This is a genomic window from Gluconobacter cerinus, assembly GCF_002723935.1.
In the GTDB taxonomy this organism is placed as follows: domain Bacteria; phylum Pseudomonadota; class Alphaproteobacteria; order Acetobacterales; family Acetobacteraceae; genus Gluconobacter; species Gluconobacter cerinus.
In genome coordinates, this window is sequence record NZ_BEWM01000004.1 from 1 (window position 1) to 12,030 (window position 12,030).

The 12,030-nt window shown below is 51.2% G+C and carries 11 protein-coding genes and 1 pseudogene; 3 read left to right on the top strand and 9 right to left on the bottom strand.

Translation table 11 applies throughout. The features are described from left to right. Positions 1-296: 296 nt before the first annotated feature. The 3 genes and pseudogenes from GCE01_RS09970 to GCE01_RS17140 all read left to right on the top strand — a co-directional run. Positions 297-1,430 (top strand): acyl-CoA dehydrogenase family protein, encoded by a 1,134-nt coding sequence (locus GCE01_RS09970; RefSeq protein ID WP_099212723.1) that lies wholly within the window; start codon positions 297-299, stop codon positions 1,428-1,430. Continuing rightward, positions 1,427-2,158, top strand: a complete 732-nt coding sequence (locus GCE01_RS09975; protein WP_099212724.1) for a PIG-L deacetylase family protein — start codon at positions 1,427-1,429, stop codon at positions 2,156-2,158. The genes GCE01_RS09970 and GCE01_RS09975 overlap by 4 nt, the downstream gene beginning before the upstream one ends. Further along, positions 2,155-2,586 (top strand): annotated as a pseudogene (locus GCE01_RS17140) (SAM-dependent methyltransferase); the annotation flags it as partial. The gene GCE01_RS09975 and the pseudogene GCE01_RS17140, both read left to right, overlap by 4 nt. Before the next feature lie 70 nt (positions 2,587-2,656). On the opposite strand, the gene GCE01_RS09985 reads toward GCE01_RS17140, so the two are convergent. The 9 genes from GCE01_RS09985 to GCE01_RS10030 all read right to left on the bottom strand — a co-directional run bounded on the left by GCE01_RS09985 (position 2,657) and on the right by GCE01_RS10030 (position 11,950). After that, positions 2,657-3,799, bottom strand: a complete 1,143-nt coding sequence (locus GCE01_RS09985) for a glycosyltransferase (RefSeq protein WP_244591169.1) — start codon at positions 3,797-3,799, stop codon at positions 2,657-2,659. A 614-nt stretch (positions 3,800-4,413) separates the two neighbouring features. After that, entirely contained in the window at positions 4,414-5,775 is a 1,362-nt protein-coding gene (locus GCE01_RS09995; protein WP_244591170.1) for a carbohydrate porin, read from the bottom strand. Between the two features lie 85 nt (positions 5,776-5,860). Further along, the gene (locus GCE01_RS10000; protein ID WP_099212727.1) at positions 5,861-6,787 is read right to left on the bottom strand and encodes a 2-hydroxyacid dehydrogenase; all 927 of its coding nucleotides are present in this window, start codon (positions 6,785-6,787) and stop codon (positions 5,861-5,863) included. 26 nt (positions 6,788-6,813) lie between these two features. Then, positions 6,814-7,518 carry a 2-keto-4-pentenoate hydratase gene (locus GCE01_RS10005; RefSeq protein WP_244591171.1) on the bottom strand — a complete coding sequence of 235 codons (705 nt, stop codon included), beginning with the start codon at positions 7,516-7,518 and terminating at the stop codon, positions 6,814-6,816. Positions 7,519-7,701: 183 nt separating this feature from the next. Continuing rightward, the gene (locus GCE01_RS10010) at positions 7,702-9,117 is read right to left on the bottom strand and encodes an MFS transporter (protein ID WP_099212729.1); all 1,416 of its coding nucleotides are present in this window, start codon (positions 9,115-9,117) and stop codon (positions 7,702-7,704) included. Further along, complete coding sequence (locus tag GCE01_RS10015; RefSeq protein ID WP_099212730.1) at positions 9,114-10,118, bottom strand: Gfo/Idh/MocA family protein; 1,005 nt, start codon at positions 10,116-10,118, stop codon at positions 9,114-9,116. The genes GCE01_RS10010 and GCE01_RS10015 overlap by 4 nt, the downstream gene beginning before the upstream one ends. A gap of 217 nt (positions 10,119-10,335) precedes the next feature. Then, the gene (locus GCE01_RS10020; protein WP_099212731.1) at positions 10,336-11,361 is read right to left on the bottom strand and encodes a LacI family DNA-binding transcriptional regulator; all 1,026 of its coding nucleotides are present in this window, start codon (positions 11,359-11,361) and stop codon (positions 10,336-10,338) included. 116 nt (positions 11,362-11,477) lie between these two features. After that, complete coding sequence (locus GCE01_RS10025) at positions 11,478-11,645, bottom strand: DUF2256 domain-containing protein (RefSeq protein ID WP_174694838.1); 168 nt, start codon at positions 11,643-11,645, stop codon at positions 11,478-11,480. Beyond that, positions 11,645-11,950, bottom strand: coding sequence for a hypothetical protein (locus tag GCE01_RS10030; RefSeq protein WP_099212732.1), 306 nt, complete (start codon positions 11,948-11,950; stop codon positions 11,645-11,647). Before GCE01_RS10030 ends, GCE01_RS10025 begins: the two co-directional genes overlap by 1 nt. Positions 11,951-12,030 lie beyond the last annotated feature (80 nt).

Consider the following 12,030-nt stretch of genomic DNA (forward strand, 5'->3'; position numbering starts at 1 on the left):
CCTTGCCGCCGCAAGATTTTGGAATAGGTCTTTTATCAACATAACCTAGATTATATTATGTATTTAATACCCTTTATGATCTTTGGGCTCGGGGGCATTGTAACTGGTCTGTTTACACGAAGCATGCCGAAAACTTATTCAGTGCCTTCAGATCAGACATAATTTGAGAAAGAAGCCCATACTTCGCTGACGTTCATGTGCTTACTCAAAAGAGTGACCACATAGCGTGGTGTTGAATTGAAGCCATCAGCCGCCATTCGACGTTCCTGTACGAAAGCGTGAAGGAATGCTCAGGCATGTCGGTTGCAGATCAGAGCGCATACGTTGAGGGGCTTGCTCTTTTTAGGGCCAGGATGCAGTGCTTATTTGAGGAATGGAAAGCCAAACCATTTTCTGCTCCAGAAAATCAGTTCCCTGTTGAGCTTCTAAATGCACTACGCACAATGGGTGCGTTTGACGCTCTTTTTTCCGTGGAAGACAATGGGCTCGGGCTTTGCCAAACATCTGAAGGAGGCCAGGTTCTTCTGACTTTACTGAGGAGAATAGGCTATCTGAGTCTTTCTCTCGGGCGATGTTTGGAAGGGCATGTGAATGTAGTCCGTCTCGTAGAATTGTACGGCACGAGATTTCAACGTCATGCCCTAAAGCTCCAACTGAAAAACGAGAATTTGGCTGGCATCTGGGTTACGGACGGGAGCTCTGCTGTCAGCATACAGAGGGAAGGGCCGAGCTACAGGCTCTCGGGGATCAAAGGTTTTGCCAGTGGCGTCAGGCAGGTTAGCGTTGCATTGATAACCGCCATACCTGAGCACGGCGAAGCACTCATGGTTCTAGCTCCTACAACAGACCTTGAACGCCAGCGCCCCGGTCCGGGAGCACTGACTGGCATGCAGGCCAGCGGAACGGGAGCCTATGATTTCACGGGCCTCCAGATCTCACCGGATGACATTATTGGCTCACCAGGTGACTATCTGCGGCAGCCTGAATTTTCTGCGGGAGCCTGGCGAGGGTCGGCGGTTGCCTTAGGCGGGATGGATCATTTGATTGATCTACTCAGGGAGGAGTTACTGGAACGCGAGCGTGCTGGTAGTCCACATCAACTCGCCCGGATCGGAGAAGCACTTATTCTTCAAAAGACAGCAGCGATGTGGGTGCACGAGGCCGCTCAAGCTGCATATTCTGCGCACATGAAATCAGAAGACGTGACGTCAATCATTAATCTGGCTCGGTTGGCAGTCGAAAAGGCTGCTCTTGAACTGATCACGCTCGTTCAAAGAAGTCTGGGCCTGTCGGCCTTCATCAAAGGAAAAGCGGTAGAGCAGGTCATGAGGGACCTTGCAACTTATCTCAGACAGCCCGCGCCTGACGAAGCTTTGACGGAGGCTGCCGCATGGTTCGTCCATCATGACTGGCCGGAGGCAGGTCCATGAATATTCGTGAAACTCTGGAAAAATTTGCAAGTTTCCCATTTGCCTCATTCGATGCCGTTGCTCCCGGCACATCACTGGTGCTGGCGCCCCATCCTGATGACGAAAGTCTTGGATGTGGGGGATTTATAGCCTCGGCAGTGGCACATGGGCGACCGCCCATTGTTGTGATCGTTTCAGACGGCTCCGCATCTCATCCGGGCTCTCGTTTATGGCCACCCGATCGGCTGGCGCGACAGAGACAGGAAGAATGCATCCGTGCGGCAGAACTTCTGGGTCTTTCTGCTGATAGACTGATATTTATGGGCCTTAAGGATACGAGAGTTCCGGTGGAAGGGAGCCAGTTTGACTCTACTGTCCGTGATTTGCTTGATCTTCTGTCTCTTCATGACTGCGAAAATCTACTGGCCCCTTGGCGGTACGATCCTCACTGCGACCATGAAGCTGTCTGGCTGATTGGCGAAACGCTAAAAGCTCTGAAGCCAGAGCTTAGAGTTCTGGCGTACCCGGTCTGGGGTTTAACACTTCCTCCTGAAACGAAGATTCCGGAAAATGCCCTTATAGGTTGGCGCCTGAATGTTCAGTCTTTTTTGGAACAGAAACGACAGGCGGTCCACGCGCATCGAAGTCAGAGAGGCTTGATCGTAAAAGACGATCCAAACGGTTTTGTTTTACCGGAGCATTTACTGGAGAAAATGCTGCAACCCTATGAAATCTTTATCGCGTCATGAGGAAAGAGACATGGACAGCAGACGTTTTTGAAAACCTGTTTCAGCAGGATCCTGATCCATGGAATTTTGAAAGCAGCCCGTATGAACACAAGAAGCTTCAAAGGGTTCTACAATGTCTGCCATGTTCGCCGATTGCATTCGCTGTAGAGCTCGGATGTGCCATAGGGGTAGGCACATTGGCTCTAACGCAGCGGTGTCAACGTATCCTGGCAGTAGATGCTTCGGAAACTGCGCTTACCAAGGCAAGACAGCGCTGCCAGGAATATGCACAAGTCAGCTTTATCAAAGCCTTTCTACCTAGTGCTTATCCAGTTGTTGCGGCAGCAGGCTGTGATCTCATTCTTATTTCGGAAATTCTTTATTTTTTGAGTCAGACAGACATTCAGGAACTGGCTTTTCAAACGACCACAAGCCTGAAAACAACTGGCCATATCCTAATCGTTAACTGGACTGGAGAGACAGATACGCCCTGTACAGGAGACGAGGCAGCAAATTGTTTTATCCAGGCATGTCTTGCCCACGGTTGGGTGCCTGATCTGAGTGAGCGAGGTGAGGGATATCGAATTGATCGATTGAGTCACTTAAGCAATCACGATGAGAACGATGTATCATTTTTCTAAGATGATCTAGCACCCGTTGGGCTCGTTTATGATGCTTTTCCAAGTCATCACGGCGCACGCGCATTTGATAGAATTCCATGCAGGTGTCTTCAAAAGGAACGAGTTGATTTGCGTGCTTACGCAGACGTCGCATACGAAGTAACCTTCGGGAAACAGGCTCGAAAATATCATCTATATATTCGTCCTGTACGTGTAATCTGCGTGCCAGCGTTTCGGCCATTCCTCCTTTTGCCCGACCCACCAAACGAGCGGACACATACACCTTAACGTCCGGTGCATGACGAACACGAATTCCGTTTTCTCGAAGCACTTGATAAAACGCACGGTCTTCCGACGTTGGTACGGCAGGCATTCCACCAACCTTACTCCAGGCCTGATAAGTGACCGCGATACTGGCGCCGGAATGCTCGGTATGCCGTGGCCAGGGATCATGAGATTCCGGACAGAGCAGCAGTGTGATTTGATCGAGAAGAGCCCCGTAAGCCTTTTCTGCTCTTTCATCTTCATGCAAATTGAATGGGATTTTCCTGGCTTCCTCGGGGAGGAGAAGAGTCCTGCCAAACACGGCTTCAACAGGATAATGCGTAAAAGCGTTTAGAGTACGACTTAACCAATCCTCAGCAGCTTCACTGTCAGCATCAGTGGTCACTAATAGGGCACTAGAAGATGCATACTGAGCCGCATGGGCCATTGCATCCCTTCTTGCCAAGCCTGCGCTTGCCAATGCCGGGTCGTAGATAACTCTGACGATCTCCAGTTCGAACGGTAATGTGTTCGTTAAAGATGCTACTCGCTCATGTGTTTGATCAGTAGTATTATTGATCCAGAGTACAACTTTGTCAGGCTGTGTCTCTTGTCTCGCAAGAGCTAAAAGACACGGGACAATGTGCTCTTCTTCATTGCACACTGGAATAGCAACCAGTATATACTTTTTTATAACATCATGTTTATTTTCATTGAGCCCGGTCTTCTCCCCGGTATTGTTGTGTCCACTCAAAGAAAATGGCTTGATCTGTCCCATAGGTTTACTCGTCGTCCCGGCCTGAAAATCCGGAGCTTAATTTGTTGGATTTTCAGGTGCATCAGGAAGGACTGGAGGCTGATCAGGCTTAGAATCTGGATAGCCTTTTTCAGGCGCATAACTTTTACCGGGATTTTCCTCTTCCGGGGGCTCATCCGTGATCGGGCTTTTGTCAGGATACGGGTCAAAAGGCTCACGTTCATCAGGCGAGCCAGGAGCTTTAGTCGGATTTTTTGGGAGCGTACTGCTACGGAAAGACATGATAGCCTCCATTGGTAAGACCATTAAATGGATAGCTAGGCAGGAAGTTCAGATCACTTAAAAAAGACTGAGAGAATTTGACTGGGGATATTATTTTGCAGTCTTTTATGTTCAATAAACACTTATATTTATTATTAAAATATCTAATAACTTAAAAATGTAGCGAAATAAATAATTTATTTAAAAATTTATTCGAATTATAATTGATTTTTTATTATAGTAAAATATATCCTGATATTACATCCATTCACATGCAGACATTCATTTTCACCATGAAAAATTAAGATGGTTGGTAAATATATATGTGTTAGAAAATCACTACCGACCGGATATAATAAATTACAATATTTAGACTAAAGAACAGCATGTATCTTCAATCCTACAGCATCGACAGTCGGTTTGTTCTTCTGAAGATTTGTCCGCCAGATACGCTGATAATCAGGTTGGATGGAGAGACCACGAAACGCATGGATGTTGTAAGTGACCTCTAGGGTGGTGATATGGCTTTGAGGGTAGGTCGTGTTTCCGGGGAGAGGCAGTCCCTGACGATAGCGTATCCACTGCGAAGCAACCAGTTCCGGGCTTGCCATCGTTTCAGACCACTCAACGCCGAATGTATCCTGGGGACGAGTGGAAATTGGCCCTCGATCTACGAGCCCCGCATAGATCTGATAGGTGTAAGGGCTGTTCTTCCCATCACTTTTGGCAAAACCGGCAAGCGCGTAAAGACCGTGTAACGGACCGCTTCCGTTACGGATTAACATCTGGTCTGCCTGAAGCCATATTTGTGTTTTTCCATTCGTCCAGCGGTAAGGGAGACCAGTGGCAGCAGCAGCATTGCCATTATTGTCGTAGTAGACATCCCGGTATTGAGAAGAATCATAAGCGAAGCCAAATTTATAATGGCCGACAAGATTGTTTTTTCCAAAATGAGGGATGAGGCCGATTTCAACAGGAGTATAGACGCCTGTATAAAGGTCTGTACCCATTTCAAAGCCAGTCCGATCATACTTGTTTGTATTCAGGTATGGATTGACGCCATAAAGACCCGCTTGAATATAGAGACCATGGAGCGGCCAGTAACGAATTCTGGCTCCCCATGTTGACCCTGGATATGTCGCATATCCCGCTGCACCGCGGGTCAGAGATTTTGGTATCCCACAGTTCGATTTGTTCATAAACGTGCAGAACAAGGGGGAATTAGCAAAATCAATATTCACGGGCATTTTTCCAACGGCAATCTGAATGCGTTTTTTATACAGATCCTGAGTTCCATAGACATAAACCAGGTGAACGCCGACATTGCCGCCACCGCCGAAAATTTCCTGAAACCCATTCAAAGAGTGATCGCCCAGATCTGCTGCGAGGTTATGGCCTGCGCGGTTAACGAAAACTGCATGGGTGATAAATCCCTTCCAGCCAATAATTTTTTCCCAGTCCAGATCAAGTTCCACACCGATCTGATGGGCATAACCAGCGTCCCCGCCATGCCCTGCATTTAAGGCGATGGCGCTTTCGCTGGTATAGTCCACGACAATACCGATCCCTTTCTTGTTCAGCTTTTTGATCAGCCTATCCCAGGGAAGGAGCATGTTCTCTACCGGTGGCGTGAAAGGGGTGTTGTCGTAGCCGGTCGGCGTATCCAGGGCGAAAAGAGGAGCTGTTGCGGAGACTGGCCCCCGGTATTGTGCCTCTGCTTTGAAGGAAAAAAACACGGCGCATGAGAAAACGCATGCCAGAAAAATTTTTGTAGTGGGGGATAGAGAGCGCGGCATCGAAGTGCTCCAGACTGAAGCAGTTTCAAATCACGGGGGTCAGGAGCGGGGCACCGCAGAAATGTGCCGCAAGGTTGGCCGTGACCAACTGGCCCATCTGTCGGCGTGTTTCTACGGTTGCGCTGGCACGATGTGGCTGAAGAACGACATTGTTCATGCCGTAAAGGGCAGCGGGGATACTGGGTTCGTTCTCAAAAACATCAAGCGCGGCTTTGCCGAGTTTGCCATCTTGCAACAGGCTCACCATGGTCTGTTCATCCACCACGCTTCCACGAGAAATATTGACCAGCAACCCGTCCGGCCCCAGTGCTTCCATGACGTCCCGGTTTACAAGATGCCGGGACTGAGGTCCTCCCGATGCCGCGACGACAAGGATATCGCTCTGTTTCGCCAGTGCGGTCAGGCTGGGAATGAACGGGATGTCAGGAAGTTCAAGATTGGTACGGCTGAAATAGGAAACGGGCATGTTAAAGCCATGCGCCCGTCGGCTGATGGCCTGTCCGACTTTTCCCATCCCAAAAATTCCGAGTTTCTTGCCGGTGACCTTGTGGGCCAAGGGGAGGAAGCCCGTGCCCCACTGACCGTTGCGGACAAAACTGTCTCCTGGAAGCAGGTCGCGCGTTGCCGCAAGGATGAAAGCCATGGCGAGATCTGCCACGTCATCTGTCAGGACGTTCTGCGTTGTCGTAACGCTGATACCACGGCGGCTGGCCTGAACGAGATCGACGGCATCAGTCCCAATTCCATTGATGGAAATGATCTCCAGGTTAGGAAGGGCCGTCATGATGTGGGAGGGGACACCGGTTCCGCCGCCAGTGACGATGCCCCGAATGCGCGGTGCGATGTCCGTCAATATCAGCATTTCATTATAACGGTGAACAACATACGCGGCGTCCAATGCCTGCTCGACTTCAGGCATCATGGGCTCGATAAGAAGAATTTCCGGTTTCATGATCAGAGAACCTTACACAGCCTGTTTTATGGAAGAACGACGGAGACGGGGGCCAGAGATCCGATTTCGACTTTTGCGGTCGTGCCTGCGGGTACGAATTTCGTGCCTGTCATGGATCCGGTGGTGACGACGGTTCCTGCTTCCAGGGGAAGGCCGCGCTTCGCAGCATGATTGGCCAGCCAGACAAGAAGACGGATTGGATCTCCAGCGGAGTTCCCTCCGGCATGTTCAATGGCAATCTGGTCATCAAGGACAAGCTTGACCTGTTCGGTTACAGGTGTGAGCTGCTGCCACGTTGAAATTCCGGGTCCGTAAATCAGGGCGCCGTGGTTGCCCTGATCGGCCAGATGCACCAGTCCGTCCTGGGAGCCTGCCTTGCAGAAGCGGGTGTCAAATATTTCGATAGCGGCATGAGCACTGCCGATTGCGTCGCAAACTTCGGTCTGCGTCCAAGGTGTTTCCCGAGAGAGTAGGTCTTTCCGGAAAATATAAACAATCTCCGCCTCAACACCGTAAAGGCGGCAAAGACCTTCCGGGAGCTTGGTATCTCCGGAAAACAGGGTGGCCTGATGCAAGGGTGCGCAGAATGGCTCGCTTTCTGGCGTCGGAGCTCCGACTTTCCAACCCTTGATGGGGCCGAGGGAAGCCGTCAGAGCTTGTGCGACCTGATCCTGAACAGAATACGCTTCTTTGGCGTCATGTATCTTGACGGTATCGGGAAGGCTATCCAAGCAAGGTTTACTTTTCCTGGCAGCAAGAAAGATCTCTGCACACTGAGTCAGTGCGGGGTTTGGAGAAAGAGATACTGTATCGTTCATGATAAACCTCGAGCATAGAGAGGCCGTTATGCGTCCGGAGCACGGGCGCATTTGGAATGAGCTGAAAGAAAGTGACGTGTGTGTTAGGAGAGGCCCTTAGAAGACATCATCCTGTGACATGAGATCACGGCCTCTGGGTTCAGGAATGAAGAACGTGGCTGTGATGGCCAGACAGGCGAGGAAGACCACGTAAGTTGCCAGTGGAATCCAGGCAAACTTACCACTGCTGACACCGCCAATATTGAACCGTGCAAACATGGTGATGAGAAATTGACCCACCATGGGGGAGACGCCTCCGGCAATGACGGAAGAGAATTCACGGGTAAAGGATACCGCTGTGTAGCGATGACGAACCCCGAACATCTCGGGAAGAAAGGCGCCCTGCGTTCCGAACATTCCCCACGTCGCAATACCAAGAGCGAAGGAAAGCGCGATCATGGAGAGAACTGGATTTCCCTGGCTAAAGACGTACCAGACGGGAATGGCGCTTACGGCCTGAAGAATGGCAAATCCACGGTAAACCTTTACCCGGCCATATTTGTCACTAAGCCATCCTGCGCCGGGAATGGTGATTGCACCCACCAGTGCCGCTCCGATCAAGGCCAGCGTGCCCCATTTGCTGCTCATGCCAACCGTATGAACCAGATAGCTGATAGACAGCACCTGATAGATGGAAGAGCCGCCGTTTTCCGCCATCCGAAGCCCCAGACCCGCGGTAATTGGACGCCATGAGCCGGTCAGTGTCTGGCGCAGAGGCATGACTTCTTCATGCTTTTCTTGCTCACGCAGCTTGGCGAAAGCGGGTGATTCCTTGAGGCGTAGCCGCATGTACAGTGCAATGACAAGGAGGACGGCACTACCGAGGAAGGGTACGCGCCAGAGCCAGGTGTCGGCAATGTTCGCAACGCCTGTCATCATCCCGAAATAGATCAGGCCCGCAGCTACTGTTCCCATCTGGATACCCAGAAATGGGAGCGCGGCAAAGTATCCCCGACGTTCACGCGGGGCGGACTCCGTCATCATGACCGCCGCACCGGCCTGTTCTGCGCCCGCACCGAAGCCTTGCAGCATGCGCATGAAAACAAGCAGGAGAGGGGCGGCAATACCGATGGTAGAGTAGGACGGAATAAGCCCTATGGCGGAGCTGGCCAGACCCATAAGGGTGACCGTCATCAGCAGGACCTTTTTACGGCCATGCCGGTCACCGAGGCGGCCAAAGAAAATTCCGCCGATAGGTCGTACTGCAAAGCCTATAAAATAGGTCGCAAAGCTCGCGATCAGGCCCATACCCGGGATGGTGCTGGGGAAGAAAAGCGGACCAAACACGAGAGCCGACGCGAGGCTGTAGAGTGCGAAGTCGTAGTACTCCATCGCGCTGCCAACCGAGCATGTCCAGGCCGCGCGGCGAAGTTCTTCTGTGGTCATTTCGGGGCGCTCAGAGAGCACGTCGTTCGAAACCGTTGCGTGTTCCTGATCGAGGGAGGGAAAGCTTGTCATTGTTGTTGCAATCATGACTGCGACACCTTGACCTGATGACCAGACTGGACTGATTCTTTCAGGGCCAGAGCGATCTTGAGTGAAGCCACACCGTCTTCGCCGGTTGCTGCCGGAGAACCATGCCCGGCAATGCTGTCACAGAAGCGTCGGACACTGTAGCGGTAAAGATTATGATGTTCGATGGCGATGGGATGCTCTCCGTCACCATCTCGCAAGGACAGACTGCCGATCGGCTTCTGGCTCATGCAATCCCGAGCGATCAACGCCGCGTTTTCACCATAGAGTTCGACGCCTCCGGGCGCATATGGCACGGCATATGATCCGTGGATCTGTACGAGGACATCTCCGGGAAAGCGCATGACAGCCATCAGGCCATCTTCAATTCCCCCGACACTCCGTCGACCGCTTTGCGTCATGGCAAACACATCAATCGGGTCTGCTCCTAACAGGAAGCGCAGGGTATCGATGTCATGGATTGTACTATCCAGAATGAGGCCACCCGCTGCGTCATTCAGGCGCCAGCCTTCAACCGCTTTCGCCAGGAAATTAGCGTGGAAGACGCGGACGGTATTCAGTTCGCCGATAGCGTTGGTCTTCAGGTGATGTCGGAGCGCAATATGGACGGCCGAGCATCTCAGATGATGGTTTGTGCCCAGAATGACACCGGATTCACGGCAGACCCGGACCATTGCCTCTGCGTCTGTCAGGGAGAGGGCCAGTGGCTTCTCGCACAGAACATGTTTACCTGCTCGGGCTGCGGCCAGCACCTGATCTTTATGAAGCTCATTCCGGCTGCTGACATACACCACGTGTACGGAAGGGTCCTGAAGAATGTCCTCAAGCTCCGACGTACTGTTGGGAATATCGTGAGCGGTGGCAAATTCTTGCCCGCGCTGTGCGTCCCGACTGAAAACAGTCCGGAGTGACGCATCCGGCTGTGAACGAATTGCATCGATCATCCACTCTCGGGCGACGTTACTGGCCCCGATCAGAGCCCAACCGATAGGCGTTTTCATTCTTCCTCCTTTGACCCTGCGACCACAGAGGCGAGTTAAAGGTAAAAATTAGATCGATCTAAAAGATCGCAGTTGCATATCTCAACGTTATTTCCGAAAGAAAGTCACGCAAGTTTAGTGATGGAAATATAAAAGATATGTGATTTATCGGCAGTATATCACGAAACACGTGATAATCATGTCAGGGAAGGGAAAGCGCTAGCCTATCCGAGGGGTATTATGAGGTGCGGGTTTCAGAGCTGGCCCGTATAACCAAATTTGCGGGAAGAATGATCCGTTCTGTAGGTCGGTCTGGTGCTTCCAGGCGCTTTTGCAGCAGGGTAGCCGCAGCCTGCCCAATCATGCGCGGGTTCGTCGCAATCGTCGTTAAAGGAGGATAGGCTGCCGCAGCCTGCGGTAAATCATCCATCCCTATAACGGCAAAATCATCGCCAAGCGTATAGCCGCGGCGTTGAAGGTGACTCATGAGCGCTAGAGCCATAATATCATTATAACAGATCGCGGAATCTGGCGGATTGGATCCTAGAAGAAGCCGGTCGAGTTCAACTTCATCATAAGTGTTACCCCATTTGCCGGCGACCACCATATCGTCAGGCAATTGATGAAGCGCCATAGCTCTATGGAAGCCATCCAGTCGGGCCACGGCAGCGGAATGGACGGACATTCCTCCCACGAACATGATTTTCTGCCGACCGGTTTCGACGAGATGTCTTACGGCTTTTTCGATACCTGAAGCATAGTCAGCCGCAACATAGTCGCCTGAACCGTAAGGGACATGGCGCAGAACCTGAACATACGGCAGGCTTAGACGTTGAAGATCTTCCAATAACGTGTCGTTACTGCCGATTGCAGGGCAGATAATCACGCCATCAACGTTATGCTCTCTCAGTCGCTGGATCTGACGCGCCTGGCGTTCGGGCGACTCAACACTGTTCGCGATGAAGCAGACAACATCATTGGCATCGTTAACGTCATCGACCCCCGCTGTCAGTTCACTGAAGAAGGGGTTAGCAATGTTGGAAAGAACCAGACCAATCGTATGCGTTCGGCTTTGACGCAGATTGGCTGCACCACGATTGTAGATATAACCGAGTTGTTTCATTGCTTCCAGAACGCGTTCACGCGTTGGGGGGGCAATAAGTGGGCTACCTCGCACCACGAGTGATGCCGTCGCCCTGGAAACGCCAGCAGCTCGGGCGACGTCCAGAAGATTGACAGGCTGTGGTGCTGGACTTTTTTTCATATCGCGAAATTACAATACACAAACTGGTCTCAATAAGATCAATATTTTTATGAATCGGGCCTATTCGATCAGGCTTTGTCCACTTCAGACACCCACCATAAATTGGCGGCTGAAAATCAAGATTTTCTCGCTTCCCTACAGCCCTCAGAACAATATCGCACTTGGTCCCAGGTCTTCGCCCACTTTTTGCGCCAACTGAATGGACGATCACAGACTGGACAGACTTTCACGTGAAGGTTTTGCTTGGCAGGCCCGCGTTCGATTTTTCCTTTACCGCGCGACATCACGACCGACACCTGGTCTTCTTCATCCTGAAGATGACTGTTGTAAAAATCGGCATCCCTAAAATGAGGGCTCTTCCCGCAAATCCGTGAGGACCACTCGCAGCCAAGATACCGAACATCGCAAGGAAAACTGCAAAACCAATCGCGACAATGTATTTTCTCATCATTATGATCGCGTCGTTTGTATTAACTCTTGTCGCATCTGGCAGGCGCTTTTGATTTTCTCGTTCTGGAATACTGGTTTTTATCCCTGTGTCCACTGGGATGTCCTTGTGGCCGTCGCCTTCATAGCTTTCCGTAGGCATTGGCTCTTCGGTAATGGCGCGCTTCTGTTGGCTTTTCCCCCACGAAATTTACAACGACTATTTTCTGCGAAGTAATTGAC

Coding starts and splice junctions, on each gene's coding strand:
- GCE01_RS09970 (WP_099212723.1), top strand. CDS start 297: ATGTCGGTTGCAGATCAGAGCGCATACGTTGAGGGGCTTGCTCTTTTT.
- GCE01_RS10030 (WP_099212732.1), bottom strand. CDS start 11,950: ATGCCTACGGAAAGCTATGAAGGCGACGGCCACAAGGACATCCCAGTG.
- GCE01_RS10025 (WP_174694838.1), bottom strand. CDS start 11,645: ATGTCGCGCGGTAAAGGAAAAATCGAACGCGGGCCTGCCAAGCAAAAC.
- GCE01_RS09975 (WP_099212724.1), top strand. CDS start 1,427: ATGAATATTCGTGAAACTCTGGAAAAATTTGCAAGTTTCCCATTTGCC.
- GCE01_RS10020 (WP_099212731.1), bottom strand. CDS start 11,361: ATGAAAAAAAGTCCAGCACCACAGCCTGTCAATCTTCTGGACGTCGCC.
- GCE01_RS10010 (WP_099212729.1), bottom strand. CDS start 9,117: ATGATTGCAACAACAATGACAAGCTTTCCCTCCCTCGATCAGGAACAC.
- GCE01_RS10000 (WP_099212727.1), bottom strand. CDS start 6,787: ATGAAACCGGAAATTCTTCTTATCGAGCCCATGATGCCTGAAGTCGAG.
- GCE01_RS10015 (WP_099212730.1), bottom strand. CDS start 10,118: ATGAAAACGCCTATCGGTTGGGCTCTGATCGGGGCCAGTAACGTCGCC.
- GCE01_RS09985 (WP_244591169.1), bottom strand. CDS start 3,799: ATGGGACAGATCAAGCCATTTTCTTTGAGTGGACACAACAATACCGGG.